This is a genomic window from Bacteroidota bacterium, from assembly GCA_021300195.1.
Lineage (GTDB): Bacteria > Bacteroidota > Bacteroidia > J057 > JAJTIE01 > JAJTIE01.
Genome location: JAJTIE010000003.1, coordinates 49,881 through 74,504 on the forward strand (window position 1 = coordinate 49,881; position 24,624 = coordinate 74,504).

Annotated in this window: 15 protein-coding genes and 1 tRNA gene; 10 read left to right on the forward strand and 6 right to left on the reverse strand. The window is 58.5% G+C overall.

The window, feature by feature from the left end; translation table 11 throughout:
* Nucleotides 1-155 precede the first annotated feature (155 nt).
* The 3 genes from rfbC to LW884_01020 all read right to left on the reverse strand — a co-directional run bounded on the left by rfbC (nucleotide 156) and on the right by LW884_01020 (nucleotide 3,937).
* Nucleotides 156-704, reverse strand: a complete 549-nt coding sequence (gene rfbC, locus LW884_01010) for a dTDP-4-dehydrorhamnose 3,5-epimerase (GenBank protein ID MCE3006916.1) — start codon at nucleotides 702-704, stop codon at nucleotides 156-158.
* Between the two features lie 202 nt (nucleotides 705-906).
* The gene (locus tag LW884_01015) at nucleotides 907-1,854 is read right to left on the reverse strand and encodes an SDR family oxidoreductase (protein MCE3006917.1); all 948 of its coding nucleotides are present in this window, start codon (nucleotides 1,852-1,854) and stop codon (nucleotides 907-909) included.
* A gap of 94 nt (nucleotides 1,855-1,948) precedes the next feature.
* Nucleotides 1,949-3,937 (reverse strand): TonB-dependent receptor, encoded by a 1,989-nt coding sequence (locus LW884_01020; protein MCE3006918.1) that lies wholly within the window; start codon nucleotides 3,935-3,937, stop codon nucleotides 1,949-1,951.
* A 67-nt stretch (nucleotides 3,938-4,004) separates the two neighbouring features.
* On the opposite strand from LW884_01020, the gene LW884_01025 reads away from it, so the two are divergent.
* A complete protein-coding gene (locus LW884_01025; GenBank protein ID MCE3006919.1) occupies nucleotides 4,005-4,814 on the forward strand; it encodes a M48 family metalloprotease in 810 nt (269 codons plus the stop codon).
* A gap of 61 nt (nucleotides 4,815-4,875) precedes the next feature.
* Here the strand turns inward: LW884_01025 and LW884_01030 are convergent, their stop codons facing one another.
* The 3 genes from LW884_01030 to LW884_01040 are packed head-to-tail and all read right to left on the reverse strand — an operon-like array spanning nucleotide 4,876 to nucleotide 7,520.
* Nucleotides 4,876-6,123 (reverse strand): PP2C family protein-serine/threonine phosphatase, encoded by a 1,248-nt coding sequence (locus LW884_01030; protein MCE3006920.1) that lies wholly within the window; start codon nucleotides 6,121-6,123, stop codon nucleotides 4,876-4,878.
* Between the two features lie 22 nt (nucleotides 6,124-6,145).
* Nucleotides 6,146-7,252, reverse strand: coding sequence for an ABC transporter permease (locus LW884_01035; protein MCE3006921.1), 1,107 nt, complete (start codon nucleotides 7,250-7,252; stop codon nucleotides 6,146-6,148).
* Entirely contained in the window at nucleotides 7,239-7,520 is a 282-nt protein-coding gene (locus LW884_01040; GenBank protein ID MCE3006922.1) for a hypothetical protein, read from the reverse strand. The genes LW884_01035 and LW884_01040 overlap by 14 nt, the downstream gene beginning before the upstream one ends.
* Nucleotides 7,521-7,686: 166 nt before the next feature.
* Between LW884_01040 and LW884_01045 the strand changes: the two genes are divergently transcribed.
* The 9 genes from LW884_01045 (at nucleotide 7,687) to LW884_01085 (ending at nucleotide 24,579) form a co-directional block, all read left to right on the forward strand.
* Nucleotides 7,687-7,763: transfer RNA gene (locus tag LW884_01045), tRNA-Lys, on the forward strand.
* Between the two features lie 197 nt (nucleotides 7,764-7,960).
* Nucleotides 7,961-8,629, forward strand: coding sequence for a response regulator transcription factor (locus LW884_01050; GenBank protein MCE3006923.1), 669 nt, complete (start codon nucleotides 7,961-7,963; stop codon nucleotides 8,627-8,629).
* A complete protein-coding gene (locus LW884_01055; protein MCE3006924.1) occupies nucleotides 8,626-10,065 on the forward strand; it encodes a HAMP domain-containing histidine kinase in 1,440 nt (479 codons plus the stop codon). Before LW884_01050 ends, LW884_01055 begins: the two co-directional genes overlap by 4 nt.
* 78 nt (nucleotides 10,066-10,143) lie before the next feature.
* Nucleotides 10,144-14,523, forward strand: coding sequence for a CusA/CzcA family heavy metal efflux RND transporter (locus LW884_01060; protein MCE3006925.1), 4,380 nt, complete (start codon nucleotides 10,144-10,146; stop codon nucleotides 14,521-14,523).
* Nucleotides 14,520-15,674, forward strand: a complete 1,155-nt coding sequence (locus LW884_01065) for an efflux RND transporter periplasmic adaptor subunit (protein ID MCE3006926.1) — start codon at nucleotides 14,520-14,522, stop codon at nucleotides 15,672-15,674. Before LW884_01060 ends, LW884_01065 begins: the two co-directional genes overlap by 4 nt.
* A gap of 76 nt (nucleotides 15,675-15,750) precedes the next feature.
* Complete coding sequence (locus tag LW884_01070; GenBank protein MCE3006927.1) at nucleotides 15,751-18,018, forward strand: OmpA family protein; 2,268 nt, start codon at nucleotides 15,751-15,753, stop codon at nucleotides 18,016-18,018.
* 200 nt (nucleotides 18,019-18,218) lie between these two features.
* Nucleotides 18,219-23,024, forward strand: coding sequence for a gliding motility-associated C-terminal domain-containing protein (locus LW884_01075; GenBank protein ID MCE3006928.1), 4,806 nt, complete (start codon nucleotides 18,219-18,221; stop codon nucleotides 23,022-23,024).
* A 142-nt stretch (nucleotides 23,025-23,166) separates the two neighbouring features.
* Complete coding sequence (locus tag LW884_01080) at nucleotides 23,167-23,931, forward strand: 2-phosphosulfolactate phosphatase (GenBank protein MCE3006929.1); 765 nt, start codon at nucleotides 23,167-23,169, stop codon at nucleotides 23,929-23,931.
* A 36-nt stretch (nucleotides 23,932-23,967) separates the two neighbouring features.
* Nucleotides 23,968-24,579, forward strand: a complete 612-nt coding sequence (locus tag LW884_01085) for a hypothetical protein (protein ID MCE3006930.1) — start codon at nucleotides 23,968-23,970, stop codon at nucleotides 24,577-24,579.
* Nucleotides 24,580-24,624 lie beyond the last annotated feature (45 nt).

A 24,624-nucleotide genomic window follows, 5' to 3' on the forward strand; every position in this document is an offset into this window, starting at 1 on the left:
TGCCTACCTTGGCGCAGCAGGTATAGGCCCCCAGCCAAGGGGTTAGGGGACACATACCGAACTGACCCTTGCGCCCCACTATCACCCTGCTATCACCCTGCTATCGCGTGTGGTGTGGAAGCTGTACCAGCTGATGCGCCTACGGGTCTGCCCGGCTAAAAGGGCGACGCAAAATCTGCCAGGCGTGGATTACGCAGGTCTTTTTCGCTCAGGATGGGCGCTTGCACCTCCCAGTCTATAGCCAGGGCGGGATCGTCCCAGGCCAAGCCGCCCTCGCTGGGCTGGTGGTAGTAGTTGCTGCACTTGTAGTAGAACAGGCAGTGCTCGCTCAGCACACTGAAGCCATGGGCAAATCCCTCGGGCACCAGCAGCATATTCATCTTCTGGCTGTCGAGCACCACCGCGTATGCACGCCCATAGGTGGGCGAGCCTGTGCGGATATCTACCACCACGTCCTTTACCTGCCCGTGCAGGCAGCACACCAGCTTGGCCTGGGCGTGGGGCGGCGCCTGAAAGTGCAGGCCCCGCACGGTGCCCTGTGTGCTGCGGCTCAGGTTATCCTGCACCCAGGTGTGCCCGCCTAGCAGCTCGCGCCACTCTTCCAGGTTGAATAGCTCCAGGAAGAAGCCACGTGCGTCTCCAAATACACGGGGTTGTAACTCAATCAGGTCGGGGATGGGGGTGGGGATGATTTCAGGCTTCATGAGTGCGTGTTATTATGAGTCTAAAGCGCTAGTATTTGTGGGTAGGTAGTTCCGTAGGATCCATACTATCTGACGTGCCTTCCCGCTTCCTATTCGCGATTTCGTGAGGAATTCTTCATTGATCTGTGGTCCGATGTCTGTGTTTCAGGTTTATCAGCTCTATCCCGTTCTGGGTCAGACTATCCGCTTTCCCCTATAGCCGCTAAGCGTTGATAACCGTCTGGCGGAAGTACGCCAGGGTTTTTTCCAGTCCCTCTGCGCGGTCTACCCTGGGCTCCCAGCCTAGTAGGGCTTTGGCGCGGCTAATGTCTGGCCTGCGCACCTTGGGGTCGTCGGCAGGCAGGGGCTTGTAGGCTATCCGGCTTGTGCTCTCGGGCACCAGGCGCAGCACCTCTTCGGCAAACTGCTTGATGGTAATTTCGGCAGGGTTTCCGATGTTTACGGGCTCGGTTTCATTGCTCATCAGCAGGCGATAGATGCCCTCTACCAGGTCGTCCACGTAGCAGAAGCTGCGCGTTTGGCTGCCATCTCCAAACACGGTGAGGTCTTCATTGCGCAGAGCCTGGCCTACAAATGCGGGCAGGGCGCGTCCATCATCCAGGCGCATGCGGGGGCCGTAGGTATTGAAGATGCGGATGATGCGCGTCTCTACCCCGTGGTAGCGGTGGTAGGCCATGGTGAGTGCTTCCATGAAGCGCTTGGCCTCATCGTACACACCCCGAAAGCCGATGGGGTTTACATTGCCCCAGTAGTCCTCTTTCTGTGGATGCACCAGGGGGTCTCCGTACACCTCGCTGGTGCTGGCCACCAGCACGCGAGCCTGCTTGGCACGGGCCAGGCCCAATATCTTGTGCGTACCCAGGGCACCCACTTTCATGGTCTGTATGGGTAGTTTCAGGTAGTCTATGGGGCTGGCCGGGCTGGCAAAGTGCAGGATGTAGTGCAGCTCGCCCGCCACATGCACATAGTTGGTAATATCGTGGTGTACAAACACAAAGTCCTCGTGGGCAAAGAGGTGCTCAATGTTGTTCAGGCTGCCGGTAATCAGGTTATCCATGCATACCACAGCAAAGCCTTCGGCCAGCATACGGTCGCACAGGTGGCTACCCAGGAAGCCGGCGCCGCCGGTAATGAGCACTTTCTTTTTCATGGGATGTGGGGAATAGGCGGTAAAAATAGCAAGCTTCGGCCAAAGCACACCTATTGTTTCGTGTCGGTTGGGGATTCAGCACCCGGTACGCGCCTTACCAGATGAAGGCCAGGCTTGCTAGCCAGGTACGGCCTGGCATGGGGAAGGCGCGAATAACGGCGTAGGACTCATCTAGCAGGTTTTGTCCACTCAGGCCCAGCTGTAGGTAGTGGGCTTGGCTAGCAGCCGGCAGGGGGTGGGTGTAGCGCAGCCAGGCATCCACCAGGGTGTAGGGGGGCAGGTAGGTAAGGGCGGATGCCTGCAGGCTGCTGAAGCGCCAACCCACATGGCTAAGCTGCCCCCCTGCCGAGATGCGGCCATAGGTGGCAGTGATGCCCATGCGGATCAGCTCTTGGGGGGTGTAGGGCAGCAGAGCCCCATCGGACACCGACCGGTCTCGTGCCTCCATCCGGGTATAGGTGTAGTGCAGCTGCCAGTGGCGGCTGGGGTTCCACTCCGCAGCCAGCTCCAGGCCCAGGCTTTCAGTCAGGCCCAGGCCCAGGGTGCTCCAGCGCACGGGCGATAGAGGGATGCTCACAATCTTGCTGCGGGTTTCATTCACAAAGCCCGTTAGCTGCACAAACCAGCGCGGGTGCTTCAGGGCCAGGCCCAGGTCCAGCTGGCGGGTGTGCTCGGCCTGCAGGCTGGGGTTGCCAAAGTTTCGGAAGTACAGCTCGTTGAAGGTAGGTAGCCGGTAGCCGCTGGTACCGTGTGCAAATACGCTCTTTACCAGCTGCTGCCCCCGGCTCAGGCGCAGTTCCAGGCTCAGGTTGGGCAGGGGTCCGTAGTCGGTGCTGCTGTTGTGCCTGTAGCTCAAGCGATGGCTGAGCAGCCAGGGGCGTTGCGCCTGCCCTATCTGGCTTAGCCCCTGGTAGGCCAGGCCCAGGTTGGCCTGGATGCGCTGCGTAGTGGGCAGGGCTGCCTCTGCGTCGGCCAGGTTATTGCTGCGCAGGTGGTCATACTGCAGCTGCGCCACGGCCTGCAGGCTGTGCAGGCTATGGGCTGTAGCCTGGTATTGCCAGCTGTAGTCGGCCTGCGCCAGGTAGTTCTGGTTTTGGTACCACTGGTCTGGCTGCACATTCATGTTGTCAAACTGCTGCTTAGCACTGAGTGCCCCGCTACGCCTCCACCTGCCGCCCTGGGGAGCCGATTGGTGCCTGTACTGCAGGTAGTGGAAGAGCAGATCCTGCTCCAGGCGGGGCCCACTGGTGCTGGGCTGCACGCCTTTCACAATCGGCTGTGGAATGTTTTGCCGGTTCCGGTAGCCTAGCCCCAAGTATTCCAGGCTAGCCTTTTCCGACAATAAGTAGCGGTAGCGTATCAGGCCCTGCTGGTTTTGGTACTCGGCGTGCTGGCGGGTACCCGTGGCCTCATCCAGCCGGTAGGGATAGTTGTCTTGCGCAGTGCTGTAGTGGTAGCCCAGGTCCAGTTCGTGGCGGGTTCGGGTGCGGTTCAGGCTCAGGGCTGCATCTCGGGCACCGTAGCTGCCTGTAGCCAGCTGCAGCTTCAGGCGGTTGTGCAGGTTGCCCGTTTGTAGGTCCACATTGCCGGCCTGGGCATTCTGTACCAGCCCGCCGGCAGTACTGCGCACCTCCACCCGGCCAAAGGCCGAGAGATAAAAGTTAGCCAGATTCACCACCCCCAGCTGGCTGTTGCTCAGCGGAATACCGGCTATGCTAACCGTTGTCTGGTTGGTGGCAAAGCCCCGTATGCTCAGGGTTTTGATGCCCCCATGGCCACCATAGTCTTGCAGGTAGGCCCCCTGCAGGCCCTGCAGAGCGGCTGCCAGGCCCAGGCCTGCGGTGGCAAAGTTGCCCAAGCTGTCGGCTTGGTATTGCAGGGTGCCATACTGATTGTAGTAGGCGGTGCGGGTGCCAATTACCGTCAAGCCCGGTAGCACCAGGGTAGCGCTGTCTTTCTCTGCCCCGGGGGTCTGCGCCCTGCCCGATGCCAGGCAGCCTGCCACTGCCAACAAAAAAACAAGATGAGTCAGCCCACACTTTCCCCCTGGCGCGTTGTGCCCGATGCGCAGCCCAGCATTCATGCTGCCAAGATACGGCAACCACGTGCCCCGAAGTTCGTATATTGGCTCCGCATTCAATGTATCGCATATGTTCTACGCACGCACGCTCCTGCTTGTCCTTTTGCTCAGCCCGGTGCTGTTTCAGGCCTGTAGTCGCGACGAAGATGGGCGGACAACGGTCAATCTGTTCTCGCTGGAAGACGACAAGCGACTGGGAGAGCAGCTGGCGGCAGAAATAGCGGCAGACCCGGCAACGTATCCGCTGCTGGATCCGGCCGCCTACCCCACGGCTTATGCCGAGCTGGAGCGGATCAAGGCCGCGCTGCTGAATAGTGGAGCGGTGAAGTACAAAGATGAGTTTGTGTGGCAGCTGCGTATTATCCGGGACGACAGTGTGCTTAATGCCTTTTGTGCCCCGGGCGGATACATCTACGTATACACGGGGCTCATCAAGTTTCTGGACAAGGAGAGCGAGCTGGCCGGGGTGCTGGGGCACGAGATAGCCCATGCCGACCTGCGCCACACCACCGATGCCCTGACCCGCCAGTATGGGGTGCAGCTGCTGTTCGACATTGTGCTGGGCAACAACCAGGGTGCCATAGGCCAGCTGGCGCAGGGGCTGCTGGGCCTGGGCTATAGCCGCGGCAACGAAACCCAGTCTGACGAAGCCAGTGTGCGCATGCTGTGCGCTACCGACTGGGAACCCACCGGCACGGCGGGCTTTTTCCAAAAGCTGATAGACGAGGGTGCTGGCGGGGGCGCCCCTGAGTTTCTGAGTACCCACCCGAACCCCGACAACCGGGTCTCGGACATCAACGCCAAGGCCACCGAGCTGAACTGTCCGCCCGGCGAGGGTTTTGCCACACGCTACGAGATGCTGAAGGCTGCCCTACCCTAGGGGATAGCGGCAGCGAGCCGTGGGCTGCCCCGCTTGGATGTGCCCCCATGCCGTAGGAGTTTTATTCGGAGGTTTTGGGGTCGCCCTTATGCTTTACCACCAGCATACTGATGTCGTCGCTATTGGGCGTGCCTGCCCCAAATGCCTCTATGAGCCCAAGTATATCGTCCACGATTTCCCGGGCGCTCAGGTGCTTTATCTCTTCCAGCCGGTGCTGTAGGCGCTCAGCACCCAGCAGCTCCTTATCGGCATTCTCCTGCTCCACCACGCCATCGCTGTAGGCAAACAGTACATCGCCCGGATGAAAGCTGGCAAAACCTACCTCATACGTCTCTATAGGGAGGATGCCCAGGGGTATACTTCCCTTGTTCAGCTCCTCCATCCCACCCTCTGTCTTTAGTAGAAAAGGGGGATTGTGTCCAGCATTGATGTATTCAATAGAATTATCGGTCAGGTTGATCTTGCCGAAGAAGATGGTTACAAACCGCTCATAGTGTGTGAGGCGTGCTATGGCCTGGTGCAGGCGGTGCAGGATGACGTAGTAGGAGGCATCTGTCTCGATCAGGGCCCGCAGGTTTGCCTGTATGTTTGCTACTAGCATGGCGGCAGCTATGCCCTTTCCGGCCGCATCGGCTATGCAGACAAAGATCTCATCGTCTTCGAGGATAACCAGATCGTAGAAGTCGCCCGCCACCTTGTAGTGGGCAATGCAGCGGCCATGTATATCCAGGTCCTCCAGCAGGTCAAAGTCTGACGGCAGGCTGTCTTGCTGTATTCGGCTAGCCACATCTAGCTCATTCTGGATGCGCACCTGCTGTTTTTTTTCGTCAAAGAGTCGGATTTTCTCCAGGATGATGATCATGAAGCTGCCCACTGTCTCGATAAAGATCAGGTCATTCATCACCTCGGCATCCGATTCGGCAAAGTCTGCTATCAGCATCCAGGCTATAGGCGCGTCGCGGTTGCTCCCCAGGGGTACTGCATATTCCACCCCCATTGCCAGCAGGGGGCCATCTGCTATGCGGGTGGCTTCTCGTATGCCCTGTAGCCAGGTGCCGGCATCGGGCTGTGGCGGGTCGAAACCGAAGTTGTACTCCACCTTCAGCTTCTGGTCGGCCAGGCTTACAAACAGCAGGCGCTCTACGCCCAGCTGCCTGCGTATGGTGCTTACCACCTTCTCCATTACCTCCTGCTCCGAGCTGCGCGGCGTTACCGACCGAACCAGCTCCAGCATGGCCTGCGCCTCCTGCCGCTTCAGCTTCAGCAGTGTGGTGGGGTCGGTGGTATTATACTCGTTCTCTGCCCGCATGCCTGGTACAAACATCGGCCAATCAGTGCGCCCGCGGATCGAGCGCATCTCTAAGCCCAAGGGCTACTAAGTTAAGCGAGAGGATCAACATAGCAATGCAAATACCCGGAAAAACCGCCAACCACCAGCCGTGATCAAACAGGATGAACGCATATCCTTCCTGGATCATGCCCCCCCAGCTGGGCGTGGGGGGCGCAATGCCCAGGCCCAGAAAGCTCAGCCCTGCCTCTAGCAGGATAGCCGTGGCAAAACTGCTGCATGCCAGGATGATGATGGGCCCGGTCATATTCGGCAGGATGTGGTGCCTCAGCACCCGCAGATGGCTGTAGCCCAATACACGTGCAGCCTGTACCCAGGCCTGCTGCCTCAGGCCTAGCACCTGCCCACGCACCACCCTCGCCAGGTCTATCCATATACTCAGGGCAATGGCCCACACCAGCTGCTGCACGCCCTTGCCCAGCACATAGGCCAGGCTGATGGCCAGCAGCAGGCTCGGCAGGCTCCAGATGACCGTCATACCAAACTGTATACCCCGGTCTGCCCAGCCACCCAGATAGCCGGCCAGGCTGCCTAGCCCCACACCCAGGGCCAGGCTGGCGGCTACGGCTAGCAGGCCGATGCCCAGGCTAACCCGCGTGCCCAGCAGGATGCGGCTCAGCACATCGCGGCCAAAAGCATCGGTACCCAGCCAAAACCGAACCCGTTCGATGCGATACGCCTCGCCGGGGGCCAGGGGGCGCTGCTCGGGCTGCCCCTCCAGACCCGTGTAGTGCAGCTGGCCCTGCTGATGGCGTACCGTGGGCGTGTAGACCGGCAGGTAGGTGGCCCCGTCTGTGGTGCCCTGCCACCAGCGGGTCAGCAGGCCCTCGCTGGGGGTAGCTGCCGGGCGATACACCACCAGCAGGATGGCCTGGCTGCCAGGCGGGCGCTTGGCCAGGGCCGGCAGCTGCCGGTTGGCCGCCGTGCTGGCATCGGGCAGCAGTAGGTAGCCCAGCAGGCCAGTAAGCCCAAACAGCAGCAGCACACCCAGGGCCAGTAGCGAAAGGGGGTTGTGCCGAAACCTGCGCCAGGCTATGGCCGTGGGCGAGCGGGTGGAACCTGGCTCGCCAGGCAGGTTAGGCCCGGCCATTATGCTTCATCAGCCCCTCCCGTGTGGCCAGGTAGTGGTAGGCGCCCATGTCGTCCGCATCGTGGAAAAAGGTGGGCAGGTAGTCTTGCGCCTGCTCGTCAAAGGCCATAACCTGCACCAGCCGCCTGGCAATCAGCTCCTTCAGCTCTGCACCCACAATAGCCGGGCTGGCTCCTGCCTCGGCCACAATGGTCTCGAAGGGCTCTACAAAATACAGGGAGTCCAGTATGCGAAACTGGAGCTCATTCAAGTCCGGGGCTGCTTCCATCTTGTGTGCAAAATACGGCGATACAACCCGTAACCAAAAAATGAATATCTGCCAGGGTGCGGAAAATAGCCGCGCGGACTAAAATATTCTCGATCAGAATTTGGTGCCTTCGTAGCCACTGTCTATCTTTGCCCCTCTTTCGAGCATTGTTCGATAAGAGGGAAATGACTCCGTAGCTCAGTTGGCTAGAGCATCTGACTTTTAATCAGAGGGTCCTGGGTTCGAATCCCAGCGGAGTCACCACACACAAAAGCCGATCTTTTACCGATCGGCTTTTTTTGTGCGAATCCTGTGTATGTGCCCGTACACGGCTTATGTTACAGAGATGTTCCCGGCTTTTGTACCGGGGCTTGGCAGGCTTTGTTTAAGGCGATTTTAAGCCTGGCTTCAGGTTCCGTTAAGGCAGTAATCAGATATTTGAAGCAAAATGGTACCCTGACATGAGGATCTTGGTAGTAGAGGACGAGGCAGGCATAGCTGCCTTCCTGAAACAGGGGCTGGAGGAAGAAGCCTATGCCGTGGATGTATACCCCGATGGCAGGCAGGGCCTGGACATAGCCCTTAGCGGGGTGTATGACCTGCTGCTGCTAGACTGGACCCTGCCCGGGCTGAGCGGACTGGAGCTGTGCCGCAGGTTCCGAAAGGAGTTTCCGCATACGCCGGTTATTTTCCTCACAGCCCGGGATACCGTGCAAGAGGCCATCCTGGGCCTACAGTCTGGGGCGAATGATTACATCCGAAAGCCCTTCCACTTCGACGAGCTGCTCGAGCGAATTCGTGTCCAGCTGCGCCCCCAGGCTGGCGGGCACCACTGCTTCAGCCTAGGAGACATCAGCCTGGATGCCGAGGCACACCGGGTGGAGCGCGGAGGCGAAGAGATTCGGCTTACCCGCAAGGAGTTTGCCCTGCTGGAGTACCTGCTGCGAAACAAGGGACGGGTGTGCCGCCGAACCCGCATCATGGAGCAGGTGTGGGACATACACTACGAGGCCAACACAGGTGTGATAGACGTATATATTAATGCGCTGAGAAAAAAACTGGGCCTTACCCAAGAGGATGAACGCATCCAAACCATACGGGGGGTAGGATATATGGCTGTAGAACCATGAGTATCCGGCTGAAAGACCGCGTGGCCCTGTACTATATGGCCGCCACAGCCCTGCTGATGGCGCTGGCATTTGTAGCGCTCTACCTGGGTGTACGGCACGCCGTTATCCGAAACCTGGATGAGCTGCTGGCCTACGAGGCAGAGAAGCACCTGGCAGAGGTGGAAGCAGGGAGCACAGGCCTGTACTTTCGCAACCGGCAGGAGCTGGAGGAGCGAGAACACCGCGAAATCCAGACAAACCCCATCTTCATCCAGCTGATGAGCACCAAGGGAAAGGTGATGGACAGATCGCCCAACCTGAAGGAATACTTCCTGAAACTGGACACCCTGGCACGGCAGCGCTACCGAAATGCCGAGCTGGGGCACACCGCCATACGCCAGATACAGGTGCCCGTGCTACAGCAGGGGCGGGTGCAGGGCTACCTGCTGGCGGCTCTGTCTCTGCAGTCTGCCCGATCTATCCTGCTGCAGCTGGGGCAGATACTTGTTTTGGCCTACGTGCTGCTGCTGCTGGGCTCCTACGCCGTCTCGCGCTTTCTGGCAGGCCGCAGCATCCGGCCTATACAAAAGATGACCGACACCCTCTCGCACCTTAGCCGGCAAGACCTGCAGCGGCGCGTGCCCCTGCCCGAGCACCGGGACGAGCTGTACCGGTTGGCCACCAGCTTCAATGACCTGCTAGACCGCATAGAGCAGGCTATGCAGCGCGAAAGACAATTCACCTCCGATGCCTCGCACGAGCTGCGCACCCCCCTATCGGTACTGCGTGGCACGCTGGAGGTGCTGATACGCCGACAAAGAAGCGCTACCGACTACGAAGAAAAAATACGCTACTGCCTGGGTGAGATAGACCGAATGACCAGAATAACCGATCAGCTGCTGCTGCTGGCACGGCTGGAGCAGGGGGAAGACCTGCGGGCGGAAGCGTGGAGCGAGCTGCCCAGCCTGATAGACGAAACCCTGTGCCTGCTGCAAGCACCTATCCAGGAGAAGGGCCTACAGGTACGCTACACCCTGGCAGAGCCGGCTGTGGGCCACCACATGGCTGTGCCGCACAGCTACACCCGCTTTATCTTGGACAATGTAATAGGTAATGCTGTAAAGTATGCCTACTCGGGCACGCCACTGACGATAGACCTGAGCCTGGCCGATACCGGCCCCGTGTGCCGCATCCAGGATGCGGGGGTAGGCATCCGCGAGGAGGACCTGAAGCAGGTGTTCGACAGCTTCTATCGGTCGGATGCGATGACAAACCGGCACATATCCGGCCATGGCCTGGGCCTGAGCGTGGTAAAGAAGTGTGCCGATGCCATAGGTGCCCGGGTAGAGATACAGAGCCGGCAGGGGCTGGGAACCACCGTGACGCTTTTTTTCACCAAATTGAACCAGGCAGATACAGGGCTTGGTGCCCATACACGAAGCCCGGAAAAGATTTAAGGAGATCTTAAGAGACCGGTAAGAAGCGGCTAAGCCTGTACCCCTACTTTTGGTACACCTAATTCAGGAAACCCGCTCATGCTAGACCAAATTATCCAATACAGCATCCGGAACAAGCTGATCGTAGTGCTCTTCTCACTGGGCATTGTGGGCTTTGGCCTGTATGCACTCAGCGAGATACCCATAGGGGCGGTGCCCGATGTTACCAACAATCAGGTACAGATCATCACCACCTCGCGCAACCTGGCTACCGAAGACGTAGAGAAGTTTCTGACCTACCCGGTGGAGCTGGAGATGGCCAACCTGCCGGGTGTGAAAGAAATCCGGTCTATCTCTAAATTCGGACTCTCTGTCGTAACCGTCGTGTTCGAAGACCGGATAGGCACCTACCTGCCCCGGCAGCTGATAGCAGAGAAGATAAAGGCCGCCGAGGAAAAGATCCCGTCCGGCTTTGGCAAACCCTTCATGGGGCCTATTACCACCGGGCTGGGCGAAATCTACCAGTATGTGATAGAGGTAGACAGCGCACACCGCAGAGACTATACGCTGAGCGACCTACGCACCATCCAAGACTGGACCATAAAGCGGCAACTAGCTGGTATACCCGGCGTGGTGGAGGTGAACACCTGGGGGGGGCACCTGAAGCAGTATGAGGTGGCCGTAAACCCCGAGAAGCTGCGAAGCCTCGATATTTCGCTCACACAGGTATTTTCGGCCCTCAGCCGCAACAATAGCATTGCTGGCGGCGGGTACATAGAGAAGACCGACCAGACCTACTTTATCCGAGGCGAGGGCCTGCTACGCACCACCGATGATATAGCGCGTATTGTAATAGAAACCCGGGCCGGCACACCGGTGCTGGTGCGCGATGTAGCCACCGTGGGCTTTGGACATGCCACCCGCTTTGGAGCTGTTACCGGCAATGGCAAGGGCGAGTACGTGCTGGGCCAAGTAATGATGCTGAAGGATGCCAACTCGAAAGCGGTGATAGAAGCCGTGAAGGCACGCGTGGCGCAGATCTCTACCTCGCTGCCCCCCGGTGTGTCCATCAACCCCTTTCTGGAGCGCAGCGAGCTGATCGGAAAAACCAGCTTCACCATCTTGGAAAACCTGATACTGGGCTGCCTCATCGTCATCTTTGTGGTTATCCTGCTGCTGGGAAACATACGGTCGGGCCTGGTGGTGGCTTCCGTTATTCCGCTCTGCCTGCTGTTTGCGCTCTCGCTCATGTACATTTTTGGCGTAGATGCCAACCTGATGAGCCTCGGAGCCATAGATTTTGGCATTATCATAGACGGTGCGGTCATCATCATCGAATACATAGCCTTCCGGATCAGCGCACAGCGTGCCAGCCTGCTGGGCCTGCCACGCGCACAGCAGCAGGCACGCATAGACGAGATTACCCATAGCGGAGCTACCAAAATGATGCACTCTGCCGTGTTTGGCCAGGTTATCATCATACTGGTGTTTATCCCCATCCTCTCGCTGGTGGGGGTAGAGGGGAAGATGTTTCGCCCCATGGCCCTGGTCTTCTGTTTTGCTCTGCTAGGGGCTATGCTTCTGTGCTTTACCTACGTGCCGGTCATGGCCTCGCTCTTCATCCGCCCTGCCGCATCCGAACGGGATAACCCATCGAAACGGCTGATCCGCTTTCTCGACCGCCTGTACCGGCCCTCCATCCTATGGGCGCTACGCCGAAAAGCCCTGGTGCTGGGGGCAGCAATAGGCCTGCTGCTGGGGGTGTTTTTCCTCTTCACCCGCATGGGTGGCGAGTTTGTGCCCACACTGGATGAGGGCGATTTTGTGATCCAGCCGGTGCTAAAAACCGGCACCACCCTCACAAACACAACCCACATGACTACACGAATAGAGAAAATCCTGAAACGCTTTCCCGAGGTAAAGCAGGTAGTGAGCCGCATAGGCGCTGCCGAGGTGCCCACGGACCCCATGTCGATGGAAGAGAGTGATGTGATTATCAAGCTGCTGCCTCAGTCGGAATGGACCTCGGCCACCAGCAAGGATGCCCTGGCGGATACCTTCAAGGCAGCCCTGGCGGAAATTCCGGGTGTGGACTTTGAGTTTACGCAGCCGATCGAAATGCGCTTCAACGAGCTGATAACAGGTGTGCGGGCCGACCTGGCCATCAAGATATTCGGCGAGGACCTGGACCTGCTGTACAAAAAGGCCCTGGAGGTAGAGCAAGCCATACAGGGCATAGAGGGTGCCGCAGACATAACCGTGGAAAAGGTGGCAGGGCTGCCCCAGATATCTGTGCAGTACGACCGGCAGAAGATAGCCAAGTACGGCCTGAATGTGGAAGACCTGAACCTGCTGGTTACCTCGGGCTTTGCCGGTGCCACGGCGGGCACCCTGTTCGAGGGCGAAAAGCAGTTTGACCTTGTGCTACGCTTCGACCCCGAGCACCGCCATGGGATAGAGGATATAGAGATGGCAAGCGTGCAGCTGCCAGATGGCGGGCAGCTGCCGCTAAGTGAGCTGGCCACCGTGCGCTATAGCACCGGCCCCGCCAAAATATCGCGCGACAACACAAAGAGAAGAATCGTGATCGGGGTAAACGTGCGAAACCGCGACCTGGAATCGGTGGTGGCCGATGTGCAGCAGGCCATAGCGCGGCAGGTGGTGCTCCCCCGGGGCTATAGCATAGACTATGGGGGGCAGTTTGAGAACCTGCGCACGGCGCGGGGCCGGCTCGCGATAGCCGTACCCATTGCCCTGGTTCTCATCTTCATTCTGCTTCACTTTGCGTTTGGCTCCCTGCGCGAGGCACTGATTATCTACAGCGCCATCCCCATGTCTGCCGTAGGTGGGGTGCTGCTGCTCTACCTGCGGGATATGCCCTTTAGCATCTCGGCCGGGGTAGGCTTCATTGCCCTGTTTGGCATTGCGGTGCTGAATGGCATTGTGCTAATCGAGGAATTCCGCGAGCTAAAGGCACATGGGGTGCATAATATCCACCGGCGCATCCTGCTGGGTACACGAAACCGGCTGCGGCCCGTGCTGCTTACTGCCAGTGCTGCCGCCATGGGCTTCCTGCCCATGGCCATCTCTACCTCGGCCGGGGCCGAGGTGCAGCGCCCACTGGCCACTGTGGTAGTAGGTGGCCTGGTATCGGCCACCCTGCTTACCCTCATTGTGCTGCCGGTGCTCTATGCTGTTTTCGACCAACGCGCAAAAAAGAAAAAACTGCTAGCCCCGCATAGTCTACCCGTGCTAGCTGCCCTGCTACTGGGCCTGGGCCTGGTGCTGCCCACAGGCACGGCACGTGCCCAGCAAACGGCTGCACCTGTAGCCGCGCATCGGGCCATCTCGGTAGAGCAGGCCATAGAGATCGCCCTGCAGCGCAATGCCGGCCTGGGCGCATCGGCCCAGCGGGCAAATCTGGGCCAGCAGCTAGTAGGCACCGGCATAGACATCGGAAAGACCGAGATCTACTACGGCCGAGACGAGAACAACATAGCCCCAAACAACCTGCCACTAAATGTGTGGGGCATCAACCAGGCCCTACAGTTCCCCACCGTGTACGGTGCCCAGCAGCGGGCGCTGCGGGCACAGGCCACCCTGGCGCAAGACCGCTATGCCATAGACCGGCAGCGCCTGCAGAAGGAGGTGACCTGGGCCTACTATGAGGTAGTGTACTGGGAGCAGATGCAGCGGCAGTACCGCCTGCTAGACAGCATCTACCAAAGCTTTCGACAGGGGGCCGACCGCAGGCAGGCAGCAGGAGAAACCAACTACCTGGAGCAGCTAACGGCCCAAACCAAGGCCGACCAGGTGCACGTGCAGCTGCTGCAGATCCGGCAGAATGTACAAGGTGCCTACAGCCGCCTGCAGCAGTGGATGCAGGCAGACACCGCCTACCGGGTGCAAGACACCGCCCTGGTGCGCCTGCTACCCACACCCATAGATAGCCTGACGCATCCGGTGCTGGCCTACTACCAGGATGCCATCCTGGCAAGCCAGGCGCAGTGGAAGCTGGCGCGCCAGCGGCTACTGCCCGACCTAAACCTAACCGCCTTCTACGGCACCAACAATGGAACCGGCAGGCAGGGCTACTCCGGCTTTCAGGTAGGCCTGGCGGTGCCCCTGTGGTTTGGTGCCCAGAAGGCCCGAATCGCCTCGACCCGTACGGAGCAGACTGTCCTGCAGCTGCAGAACGAAGACTACCGCCGGCAGCTGCTGGCCCGCTATGAAGCCCTGCTGGCCGAGCGCACCCGGCACGAGCAGCAGCTGGATTTCTACAAAAACACCGGCAAAGCCCTGGTGCACCAAACGCGCCTGCACGCAGGAGCTGCCTTCCGGGCCGGCGAGATAGACTACCTGGAATTCGTGCAGCTGCAAGAGCGTGCTGCCGAACTGGAGTTCTCCTACCTCACGTCCCTGTATCAATACAACCGGGCTGTGCTGGATGCCAACTATTTGATTGACTTTTTACCATGAAAATGCTTCCCATAAAACCTGCAACCCTACTCCTGTGCGGGCTGCTGCTAGCCGCATGCAGCTCGGGCACAGACTCTGCCAGCTCCGATGCAAAGAGTAAGGCTGCTGCCGTACCGGCTACGGTAAAGCTTACGGCCCGGCAGTTTGCATCCTCGGGCATGGCCCTGGGTAAGATAGAACCGCATGACTTCCGGCAAGTGGTGCGAGCAAATGGCGTACTGGATGTGCCGCCAGACCGGCGCGTAACCATTAGCTCCTACTTTGGCGGCACGGTGCGAGATATACCCAAACTGGAGGGCCAGTATGTGCGGCATGGCGAGGTGCTGCTCTCGCTAGAGAGTCCGGAGTTTGTGCAGATCCAGCAGGACTACCTGGAGGCGCAGGGCAGGCTAACGTATCTGAAATCGGACTATGAGCGACAAAAGGAGCTGGTAAAGGACAAAGTAACCTCCGAAAAAACGTATCTGAAGGCAGAATCAGACTACGCCGTAACCCGGGTACAGGTGGCCTCGCTGGCCAAAAAACTTAGCCTCATGAACATAGACCCCTCCGGACTTAGCGCAGAAAAATTGCAGAGCGTAATCTACATGCGGGCGCCCATCAGCGGATACATTACCCGGATAGACGTAAACCGGGGCGACTTCCTGAACGCCGCCGCCGCCGGCATACAGATGGTGAACACCGAGCACCTGCACCTGGAACTCAATGTATTCGAGAAAGACCTGCCCAAGATACAGGAGGGGCAGGCCATCCAGTTCAGCATTCAGCAGGACCCAGGCACTACCTACAGGGCCACCGTGCACCTGGTGAATAAGGCCATAGACCCGAAGACCCGTACCATACGCGTGCACGGGCACCTGGCAGATGCAGCGGCAGCACGCTTCAGCCCAGGCATGTATGTAGAGGCCGCTATCTCTACGGTATCTACCTCCAGGCCCGCCCTGCCCGCAGATGCAGTAGTGGCGCTAGGCAGCAGGAAGTATGTGCTGATGGCAGCGGGCCAGCCAGATAGCACCGGAACCCTGCTGAAGCGGGTGGAAGTAGAGACTGGCCTGGCCGACGAGGAGGCCATAGAGATAAAGAACGCCAACACCCTGCCCGCAGGTGCACAGTACCTGGTGCGGGGTGCCTTCGGGCTGATAAACGAGTAGCCCGCTGCAGAACCCGGCTGGTGCCAGCACCTGGGGGTTTCGGTATCCGCGCATTTTTGTCTACTTTTAGGCTGGGATGAAGTCTGGTCAAGTCTTGCTACGCCTTGCAGGCCTGCTGGCTAGCCTGATGCCTGTGGCCCCCGGGCTACAGGCGCAGGAGCTGAAGCTGATGCACAGCCGATCGGTATACCTGCGCTACAGCAATACTGAGCAGGGGGCTGGCAGTAGCGCTGAACCCTATCTGGACTTTGAAAACATCAACAAAATCCCCTATTACACGGACAAAGACAGCCGAAACCGAATACAGGACCTGACCCAGGAAGCAGCCACCAACTACCCGGAACTACAGCAAGAAATGCTGGACTATGTGCTGAAGTTTGGGATACAAAACTTTGGCCAGCAGTACGACCTGGACCTGATATGGCAGCTGGGCCAGCTGCACGAGCTGCAGCAAGACACCACTACCGCCATGCTGCTATACAGCATAGCCCTAAACAACCACAGCCAGCACTACCCACAGGTACGCAAGTACTACGAGGCCCTGTACGCCCCCGCCCACAGCGAGTGGGTAGACCTGGACTACTACTACCGGGTGGTGGAGGCACGCCGAAAGATAGACACCCTGATTCCGCCCCGGAAGGTATTGCTGCGCCTGGATAGCACCATCAACGCCGTGAACAAGCCGGACTATGCCCCCTACATGCACCCCTACGGCGATGTGCTGATCTACACCAGCCGCCGTAGCGAGCTGGACCTGGTAGCCGGGCCAGACGCACAGCCGGCCGAGGACCTGTACTACAGCCTGCCCGACCCCGTTACGGGCAAGTGGACCCCGAGCGAGCGATTCTCCGACAACATAAATTCGGCCTACAATGAGGGGTCGGCCTGCCTGAACCAGGAGGGCATCCAGCTCATCTTCAGCCGCTGCAATGCACCCGATGGCCTGGGCCTGTGCGACCTGTACATAAGCAGCTGGAAGAATGGCACCTGGACGCAGGCCGTAAACCTGGGGCCTAACGTAAACAGCCCCGACTGGGACAGCCACCCCTGCCTGAGCCCCGACGGACGCATACTATACTTTGTGAGCAACCGGGGGGGCGGCTTTGGCCGTACGGACATCTGGATGTGCCGCCGAAACAAAGACGGCAGCTTTCAACCTGCCGAAAACCTGGGCCCCGTGGTAAACACCATCGAGGATGAGGTAACGCCCTTTTTGCACCCCATCAATGAGACCCTGTACTTTAGCAGCACCGGGCACCTGCATGGCAATGGCGGCTTCGACATATACAAAACCCGCCAGGCAAACCGCCAGTGGGAGCAGCCCCGAAACCTGGGCCCCCTGGTGAACGGCCCGCAGGATGAGTACTATTTCTCCATCGACCGGAAGGGAGAAAACCTGTTCTACGCCCGTTCGAGCGAGCAAAACGCCCGCGATTTCGACATCTACTCCTTCCCCATGCCCATGGAGGCCAGGCCCGATGCCGTATACAAGCTGAAAGGCTACCTGATAGACAGCCTTACCCAAAAGCCCATAAACGGCATTGTGGTGGCCATAGACCTGGATAAGGGGGTAGAAATAGCCCCCGTACATATTAATAGCACCGGCTACTTCGAGTTCAACCTGGTGAACAACCGGCAGTACCAGCTGCTCATCCTGGGCGAGAATGCCTTCCGGATAGAAGACCAAAGCGGCCTGAGCCAAGACAGTGTCTTCGCCATCCTGGAGCAAAGCATTCTCCACCTGAAGCCCGTTGTATTCGGCCAGCTTACCTTTGCGGCAGACGATGCGGGCATCAACCCCGTGGTGAAGGAGAAGCTGGCCCCCCTGGTGGAATTTCTGAAGCGGCACCCGGGCAGTAGGCTGGAGATACGGGGCCACACCGACAGCGACGGGAAACCTGGCTACAACCTGAAACTGAGCCGAGAGCGGGCCCAGAACATAAAAACCTACCTGATAGAGCAAACAGGCATGCCCGACCTGAAGATAGCGGCCCAGGGCTATGGAGACACGCGCCCCGTATTCCCCAATGATAGCCCTGCCCACAAGGCACGAAACCGGCGGGTAGAGTTCGAAATCTTCCTGCCCGAGGCGGAACGCCAAAACATCCTGCGCAGGCACCAGCCACCCGTGCAGCTGAGCCTGAACCCCCAGGCGCTGGACACCCTGCCCGATGACCAGCTACGCAAGTACGAAGAAGAAATACTGAACGAGGGGCTGGATGACCTGGAAGCGCAGCTGGAAGCACAGACGGAAGACCCCCTGCCGGTGCCCGACGAACCTGCATTCCGGTTTATGAAACCCGAACTGGAGGCACCACGGGAAACCGAACCAAACGAAAAATGAGGACACCTGCACGATGCCCTACGGCACCGATACAGACGGCACAACATACAACTCAAACGGCATTTTGTACCGTCCAGCCCTATCGCGGTGGATTTAGAAATCCAAAGGCCTATATTTACGTTGTTTTATCAAGATCAGGCAAAAAAGTGTTTTTCTTCTTGTTTTGACTTAATTTCAAGCGTTTTTTTCTAAAATCCATTATGAGAATTCACCAAGTAGCTTGCTCCCTGCTATTCGTGGCGGTCCTCTTTTGCCTTGGGGCTCGTTCCGCATCGGCCCAGATACCGTGGACCGAGAACTTTAACGATGCAGGTGCGACAGCACGCTGGATAACCCAGGATGCGCCTGGTTCCAAAACCAACCCCACTCCGGGGGGCATCAGCGGGCTGGTGTACAACACTGCGGCAGGTGTGCTTACCAATGGCGTGTATCCAAACTACTGGATCATCAACAACCGGAATGCCTCAGACCCAGCTACCCGCACCAGCCAGGGCCAGCTGCGTGGGGCTAACTGTGGCGGGGCAGGCACCAACAATAGCCTGCACATAACTCACCCAGCCACGGACCCCGGCATAGTGAACCGGCCTTTTAGCGACCTGCTGCAAGAGCCAGTAGACGGGGGAGATGCCTACTGGCCCCTGTCGGCCTCCAGCGGCAGCGAAACCGTGGACAACTCCGCATCTTCCGACCAGATTGCCTACCTGAATCCGACCAGTGCCATCAGCACCGTAGGGGCCAAGAACCTGATCCTCAGTTTCGATGCCTTTATCTATGCGGATCTGGATCTACTGGGAGAACAACCCCTTACAAGCCAATCTGTTGTAGGATCGAGAGACGGTGGGACCACCTGGGTGGTAATCGCAGAAGACCTGGAGCAAATTTGGGTCCAACAAGGCCCCAACTGTGCTTCGGGCTGGCGGCGCATCAGCCTGGGCCTGCCTGCGGCCTTGTACAACAGTAGCAACGTGATTATTGGGTTCCGGTGGCGGAACAGGGGACTACTAGGCTCCATTGACGCACGCAACTTTTCGCCCCAGGCCGGTGGATTCAACGTAGACAACCTGCGCATAGAGGAAGGGGCTGACCCGGTGCTGGCATCGGCACAAGACATTGTTTCCCCCTGTAAAAACCAGACCCAAACCTTCTCTAACACCACCAATACTCTGGTTCGGGGCATTACCTACCGCTGGGACGTATCGCCCACCGGAAACTTCACGGTGGTAGCGGGGCAGGCGAATACCAACCTGGTGGACAACTTTGGCAACCTGCGGCTCCGCTTTACGGCCAATGGTACCTACAATGTGGTACTGCGCGGCACCACGGCCACTGGCCAGGTGCTTAGCCCGGTTAGCTATACGGTAACGGTAGCCAACTGCCCGCCAGATGTAGACTTTACCACCGCACAGATATCTCAGGTAGTCTGTTCCACCTCGCCCTCCCCCGTTAACGGCAGCAGTACACGCATCAAGTTCAAAAACCTCACTACCTCTTTCCCTGCACTAGGCACCTATAGCTGGAACATACCCGATGCTGTGTATGTAAACGGGACCAATGCCAATAGCCCGGAGCCCGAAGTAGAGTTTAGCACCGTGGGTGCCAAAACCGTAAGCCTGACGGTAACCAACGCCGAGGGCAACGCCACCGAAACCAAAAACAACTACATAGACGTGCGGGACTGCCAGTGCGAGCTGATTACTACTCCAAGCAACGTAACCCTGCTGAACGAGAATTTCCAGACAAATAATACGAATGCCCTCTTGACTGGCGGGGGATGGCAGTTTACGGATGTAGCATTCAATACTGGTCAGTTTTCTGGCACACATGCCTGGCAAGTGAACAGCGATTATGGGCCAACGTCCATTGGGGCTGGTGGTATAGCACTGTGCTTTGCACTTGGCACAAATACGACTCCGAACCAGCCAATGGCCATTACGGGTGCACCGCAAAGCAACTACCTGCATGTAACGGCACCCGGTCTGACAGCCGGTGCTGGATTTTGCTTCACGGGTTCTGGCCAGAACGCACTTCACTTCACTACCACACCCGGGCAGAACATACGGGCACGCACGCCCCTACTAGATGCCACGGGGTTGACCAATATTCAGATTGATTTTCAATACTTGGCCTGCGATGCCACAAATGCAAGGGTTCGCTACCTAAACCAAACGGGCACCCAGATAGGTGCAACGGTAAATCTGGCAACAGCCGCTACCTGGACTGCAAGAAATATAGCTGCAGCGGCACTAGACGGACAGATATTCCGGGTAGAGTTTGAATGGAACACGACATCGGCCTGTGGCCCGGCTTTTTCCATAGACGAGCTGCTTATCCGCAGCGTAACCGGTGGTGCGGCAGGCCCCGCTACCTTTGTGTGCCCGGTGCCCACCACCCTCTGCCCCGGCCAAACCTTTACGGTGCCCTTCAATGCCGCCGGTACCTGGGCTGCCGGAAACAACTTCCTGGTGCAGCTGTCTAACGCCAGCGGTTCCTTTGGCTCCCCTACCCAGATAGGCAGCCTGAACAACCAGGTGGGCACCAACCTTACTGGGCTGAATGCCACCGTTACCATCCCTGCTGGCCTGGGTGCAGGCACGGGCTACCGCATCCGGGTGGTGGGTAGTGCACCACAGGGCGGCGCCCAGACCAACAATGACAATGGCAGCAACATAACGGTGGCACTCCGCCCCGCTGCCAAGGCCGTTAGTGGGCCCACGAGTGTATGTGTGGGCAGCCTGGCCCAAACCTACAGCATCCCGGCGGGCAGCACCTCCTCCTACACCTGGGGTGTGACTACCGGTGTGGAGGGTACCGACTGGGAGATCGTAAGCGGCCAGGGCACCAACAGCCTGCGGATCCGCTGGATAACTACCTCCAACCGCACCCTGCGCGTAACCGAGAGCAACAGCTGCGGAGACCGGGTGAATGACCTGGCAGTGGCTGTTACCGGTGGGCCGGTGATACCCGACCTGCAGACGGGCGATGTGGCGGTGTGTATCAACACCTCGGACACCTATGCCGTGCCTGCCGACCCCAGCATCGTAACCTGGGAGTGGACTGCCACAAACGGCACCATCACGGGCCCCAATAACACCAATAGCGTAAACGTAACCTGGGCGGCTACCCCCGGCCCGGCATCGCTGCGCCTGCGTGCCGTAAACAGCTGCACCGAAACCGTCCGCACCTATAGCGTGGATATCAGCAGTGGTGCACCCACCGGCCCCTTTACGCTATCGGGCCCCGCCAACCCCTGTAGCAACCAGATCTTCAACATCATTGCCACACCCAGCACAGGCTTCACCTACGACTGGGAGGTGAATGGCCCCGGCCTGGGCGGCTTTACCGATGTGGAGGATGCCGTAACGGCAGGCGTAGCCACCGTACAGGGATCCACAAACAGTGGCCTGCTGTCCATTGCCTTCGTAAATGCAGGCACCTATGAGGTGCGCCTGAATGTGGACAACGGCTGTGCCCCGCTGAACAATGCCGCCAACGGCACCTATACGGTGCTGGCTGGGCCCACGCCAACCCTCACCAGCAACGGTGGCACGGCACCTATTACGTACTGCCAGGCCGACAACACCACCAATTTTGCGGTTACGTTTAGCCCTTCGACTGGCGTGGTGGTAGATAGATGGGAGCTGAGCCTGGATGGAGGCAGCACCTACACCACAGTGCCGAGTAGCGCTACCCTAACCAGCCTCACGGTGAATGACATAGGCGAAGCGCGACGCTACCGCGTGCGGTACAACGCTGGCCTGTGTACAGACCTGCTGGCCAATGCCCCGCTGATAGACTTTGAGCCCCTGCCCAACCCGCAGGCCAGCGTACCCACAGAGGTGCAGAGCGGTGAGAGCATCACCACCGCTACCGTAACGGCGCCCACTACAGGCACAGGCCCCTTCGAGGTATACTTCCGCCCCACCGGGGGGGCCGATACCCTGAGTAACAGCCTGAATGAATTCCCCAGAATTCCCTCTCCGGGGGGCACTATCACCCTCCCACCCTTCAGCTACACCACCAGTGTAGACGGAACCAACTTCATCTACAGCCTGAGCATGCGAGACCTGGGTAGCCCAGACCGATGCGAGACCGATGTGATAGGCCAAACCGTGCTGGTGCGCGTGCTGGGCCTGGGTGCACCGGTGGCAGACAAGGCGACCTACTGCACAGACGAGCTAGTCCGCATCAGCTTCACCGCACAGGGCACCTACGACCCCGGAAACCAGTTCTCCGTAGAGGTGATTAACAACTTGGGTACCACCGTGGCTACCCTGGCTAATGTAACCAGCCCTGCTACCCTAAACCTGCGGACAGCCGGTATCCGTGGCGGCGTGTACAACCTGCGTGTGCGCTCCAGCTCGCCTGTCCGCTCCGCCGACGGTACAATCAGCTTTACGGTATTGAATCTTCCGGATCCCGTATTTGAGCTGCGCGATGAGAATGGACAGGCCAGCACGGTGTTTCTCAAGGTGAATGACTTTGTGCAGGTAAACGGCCCCTTCTATACCGGTACTACCAACATAGGTAACCCCAACATCAACTGCCGATGGGTGATCCAGCATCCGCTGGGGAATGTGGTATGCGAGGAGTGCGATTTCCTGGCCAACTGCGTACTGCCCCCCTACACCGGCCCCGAGGGACCGCGCACCTACACCGCCATCCTGGTGATGGACAACCAGGGCTGTGAAAGCTCAGACACCCTGCTCTTTGAGGTGCGCCCGGATGTTACGCCCATTGGCCTGCCCACCTTCTTCTCGCCCAACAAGGATGGCGTAAACGATGTGTTCCAGGTAGATCCCACCCGGTTCCAGTCCTTTACACTCGAGATCTTCAGCCGAAACGGACAGATGGTATTCTCCACTGGCCTGAATGGATTTAAGGCTTGGGATGGCACCTTTGATGGCGGAGGCGATGCGCCAGAGGGCGTGTACTTCGTTCACTTCAAGGGAGTAGACCAGTTTGGAAAATCCTTCGATAAAACATCCACGCTAACGCTGCTCCGCTAGGGCAGGCGGTGCGGCAGAAAAGGGGGATGACCATAGGTCATCCCCCTTTTTGTTTGTTTAAACGAAGCCTGTAGGACATTACAAGAGACTGCCACACGAGATGAGGAAGTAGTTGTATCTTTGTGTAATAACCAAGCTGCCATTGGAGAAACGAAGACTACATGTATGCCTGACACCCGCGCTGCTTCCCACATTCCGGGTAGAGGAGTATGTGGTGGTGGTGATAGACATACTACGTGCCACTACCAGCATGTGTGTGGCCTTTGGGCACAAGGTGGCCAGCATAGTACCGGTAGAGACGGTAGACGAATGCGCCGCATGGAAGGAGCGCGGCTACCTGGGTGCTGCCGAGCGGAATGGTGAGATGATACCTGGCTTTGATTTTGGTAATAGCCCATTCAGCTACATGCGCGACGACATTGCCGGGAAGCATATAGCCATGACCACAACAAACGGCACCCAGGCCCTGCACCAGGCCCACCGCCTGGGTGCACAGCAGATCATCATCGGTGCCTTTAGCAACATGAGTGTGCTGAATGAGTATCTGCTATCAGTAGAGCAGCATGTACTGCTGCTATGCAGTGGCTGGAAGCAGCGCCTGAATATGGAGGACACCATCTTTGCAGGTGCCATAGCCCGCACCATCGGGGGCCAGTTTGATGCGATGGACGATGCCGCCCAGGTGGCCCGCACCTTCTACTGGAGTGCCAACCTGCAGAAGCGCAGATTTTTTGAGCGCAGCAGCCACTACAACCGCCTGGTACACCTCAACCTGCAAAATGATGTGAAATACTGCCTGCAGCGCGATACGCAGGCTGTACTACCTATGTACCGGGATGGACGGATCCTGGATGCACTGGCCCCAAACTATACAAGCCTCTTGTCGGAACCGGTTATCGCTTCGTAGCGATGCACCGGGGCAGCCTCGAATACAATACTCGCCATGCACCACCTGATCGTCCTGCTCACACTGCTGCGCTGTGCGTACGCTGGCGGTGTACCCAGTGTGGATCTGGGTTCATTTGTGGCAGAGGTGGTGGATGACCAGGTGGTGTGCAGCTGGATGACTACGGAAGAGAAGCTCCAGGGTCATTTTTACATCCAGCAGAGTGAAAATGGCTATCTGTGGGAAACCATAGGCAGGGTGGAGGCAAAGGGCCCCGCCCAGTCCAAGCAGTACTATCATTTTAGCCACGTGGGCAACCACCGGCTGCCCTATTATCGCCTGGTTTTTCAGTCGCTCAGTGGGCTGCAGGATATTCTGGCTACAGAGAAGGTCGATTTCTATGCGCACATTCAGTTCCATACAGCCGAACTGGACCGCGAGACCGGCGTTTTCCACCTGGGGTATCTGATTGACAAGAACAAGCGGCTGCTGATACGGCTATACGACAAGATAGGCCAACAGGTGTATACAGACCACCTGCCCAGCGGATCGGCAGGTACGTATGCCTACGACCTGAACCTGCGGCGACTCGGGCGGGGCTCCTTTCTACTCGTTGTTACCCAAGAGGAGTACAACCTGAACGTAGCGGAATATCGATTTACGTACTAGGCACCTGCTGGGGTGTGGGCGCCCGCGCTACCTCCGGCAAGCCGT